This window comes from Mesorhizobium sp. M5C.F.Ca.IN.020.29.1.1, assembly GCF_003997375.1.
Lineage (GTDB): Bacteria > Pseudomonadota > Alphaproteobacteria > Rhizobiales > Rhizobiaceae > Mesorhizobium > Mesorhizobium wenxiniae.
Genome location: NZ_RZSW01000826.1, coordinates 1 through 1,956, shown reverse-complemented (window position 1 = coordinate 1,956; position 1,956 = coordinate 1). Strand labels below are relative to the sequence as shown.

At 64.2% G+C, this 1,956-nt stretch carries 2 protein-coding genes; one reads left to right on the top strand and one right to left on the bottom strand.

The window, feature by feature from the left end; translation table 11 throughout:
* On the top strand, nt 1–1,322 hold a 1,322-nt coding region (locus tag EOA85_RS33980; RefSeq protein ID WP_164760086.1), incomplete at its 5' end, for a serine hydrolase.
* Between the two features lie 3 nt (nt 1,323–1,325).
* Here EOA85_RS33980 and EOA85_RS33975 read toward each other — a convergent pair.
* Nucleotides 1,326–1,955, bottom strand: a complete 630-nt coding sequence (locus EOA85_RS33975) for a class I SAM-dependent methyltransferase (protein WP_245486294.1) — start codon at nt 1,953–1,955, stop codon at nt 1,326–1,328.
* Nucleotide 1,956: the final 1 nt, after the last annotated feature.

Genomic DNA, 1,956 nt, shown 5'->3' with positions numbered 1-1,956 from the left:
CAGCACTCGCCGCCTGGCTTTACATCGCGCCGCCGGAACTGATCCGCGTCGGCTCGGGTTATACGGCCAAGATCGTCTGCTCGAATGTCTTTATCGCCGGACGCGATGCCGACCAGGTGCTCGCCGTCGACGTGCAGGCGCCGGGCCATCCGCTGCTGCGGCTGATGAGGGTCTCCGTCGACAAGGAGCAGGGCACCGTCTCGGCCGGGCTGTTCGGCGTGTTCGGCAAAAGCGTCGCAGTCGTTCGTGACGGGCTCGGCTGTGCTTCGGTTCCGGATGGCGACATCGCCACGGCCAAAGCAGTCGCCGGGCCGGCGCTGACACCGGCGCCGCCGCTCGATGCACTCTGGCCGGAGGGCGACAGGGTCGACGCCTCGCAGAACCCCGAAATCGCGAAAATCCTCGACGACCCTGCAATGACCGGCGCCGGTATGCGGGCTGTGGTAGTAGTCAAGAACGGCCGCATCATCGCCGAGCGTTATGGCGACGGCTTTGCCGAAAAGACGCCGCTGCTTGGCTGGTCGATGACAAAGACGGTAAATGCCGCGATCGTCGGCACCGTGATGAAGGATGGTAAGATTGTGATGACGAACCAGGGTCTGTTCGGACCCTGGAAAGCGGACGGCCGCGCCGCCATCAGTCTCGCCGACATGATGGCGATGTCGAGCGGGCTGGAGTTCAACGAGGATTATGGCGACGTCACCGACGTGACGCGGATGCTCTACCTCGAGCCTGATATGGCGGGCTTTGCCGGATCCAAGTCGCTGACCGGCGAGGTAGGCAAAATGTTTTCCTATTCGAGCGGCACGGCAGTGATGCTGTCGCGGCTCTGGCAGGATGCGATCGGCGACAAGAACAAGGCGCTGGCGTGGCCGAGGGTTGCGCTGTTCGACCCGCTGGGCATGCAGAGCGCGGTGCTGGAGGCCGACGAGTACGGCACTTTCGTCGGCTCGTCTTATCTCTACGCCACCGCGCGCGACTGGGCGCGCTTCGGCCAGTTCCTGCTGCAGGATGGTGTATGGAACGGCCAGCAGATCCTGCCTGGCGGCTTCGTCGCCTGGATGCGGGAAGCCGCACCGGCCTCGAAAGTCTACGGCAGGGGCCAGCTGTGGATCGAGGGGCCGGGCGACGAGCAGAGCCCAGGCGCCGGCATCGCTGCGGGCCTGCCAAGGGATACCTACTGGATGGAAGGCCATGACGGACAGACGGTCGCCATCATTCCCTCGGAGCAGATGGTGGTGGTGCGGCTCGGCCTGACGCCGGCCACGTTCGGCTATCGGCCGCAGATCATGGTGGCAGCGCTGGTGAAGGCGCTGCATTAGCTGCTATTTGCGCGGTCCGATTACTGCGAGCCAGGCATAGCCGCGGTACAGTGTTCTGAATCGAAAGCTTGCACCTATCCGCTCGGATTCCGATGCCATAACCGCGCGCAGGGCCTCACGAGGCTCGACATGGAATTTTCTCAGCCAGCCGCGCAGCAATGTGCCAAACCAGCGGGGCAGGGCCTCCTGTTGGCCGAAATCGACGACGTGCAGCGAGCCGCCAGGTGACAGGGCTGCAAGAGCCGCGCAAACCGTCTTCTGCCAACCTGGGATCATCGACAGCGAATACGAGACAAAAATGCGGTCGAAACTTTCGATAGAGAACAGCGCTTTCGCGTCGAAATCGGTGGCGTCGCCGCGCGCCAGCTTGACGCGGCCGGACAGGCCTTCGCGGGCAATGGCAGCAGTGGCCGTTTCCAGCATTTCGGCCGAAATATCGAGACCGAAGAAGCGGGCGTCGGGATAGCGGCGGGCGGCGAGGACGATGTTGCGGCCAGTGCCGCAGCCGAGTTCGAGCACGGTGCCGCCTGTGGGCACATCAAGCCCTGCGATCAGCCGGTCGCGGCCGAGCAGGTAATATTTGCGGGTCAAGTCGTAGATGTGGCGCTGCCAGCGGTAGACGCCGTCCATCAGC